The sequence below is a fragment of the Pseudoclavibacter sp. RFBJ3 genome (assembly GCF_002931375.1).
Lineage (GTDB): Bacteria > Actinomycetota > Actinomycetes > Actinomycetales > Microbacteriaceae > Pseudoclavibacter.
Window position 1 is genome coordinate 1 of the sequence record NZ_PSXZ01000044.1, and the last position, 838, is coordinate 838.

At 69.8% G+C, this 838-nt stretch carries 1 pseudogene; it reads right to left on the minus strand.

The features are described 5' to 3' along the window. Nucleotides 1-838: pseudogene (locus C5E07_RS19600) on the minus strand (hypothetical protein); the annotation flags it as partial.

Below are 838 nucleotides of genomic sequence, written 5' to 3' on the forward strand. Positions count from 1 at the left end.
GGGTGAGGAGTGTCGTGATGGGGATGCTGAGCTGGACGGTGGCTTGAATGCCTTTCGCGGCGCTCGAGACGGTGGGGTCGCTCGTGAGGAGCAGGTCCGCGATGACGTCGGACATGACCTGGTCGAGGGTGCGCTCATCCGGTGCAACCGCGTCTGCCAGCTCGCCCGTCTGGCCGGTCTCGCCGGCCGTGCTGCCCTTGGGGGTGTTGGTGGCTGGTTTGGGGCGGGCTTTGATGATGGCCTCGCTCTGCTTGCGTGCTCGGTCACGGATGGCGTGCGCGACGAACGAGTCCATGAGTACCCGCAGCACGCTCATGCCGTCGCCGAGGTCCTCGACCGTGACGCGGCGGTGCTTTTTCGCGCGTTCGTGGCGTTGGTCGATGGACTCCCCGGTCAGCTCTTCCGCGACGCGCTCGGCCGCGTGCTGCAGCGCTGCCGGCGGGAGCGGCTCCCGGCGCACGCGCTCCAGCATGACCTGGACGAACTCTCCCCGCCGGAGTGTCTGCTCGGCCGGGTCGTCGTGGTTGATCTTCAAGCCGACCTCGACGAGCTTGTGCACCTGCGCGGGCGTCGCAGCATTGCTCTCGAGCGCAACCGCGAGCGCCGGGAACTCGCGCAGCGTCACCGACGCCGACGCGAGGTGTCCCTGGGCGGTGCCGGCGGCGAGCTTCACGAGCAGAGCGACCTCGTTCGCGATCGATCGCACATGCATGGCCGACTCCGCGCACCCCTCAGCGACATCGAGGGCGTGCCCGAAGTCGTACGCGGCCGCGTGGGCTCGCAGCTGCAGGGCGGCGCCGGCCGCGAGCATCGCCGCGGCTGCTTCCTCCATCGCGAG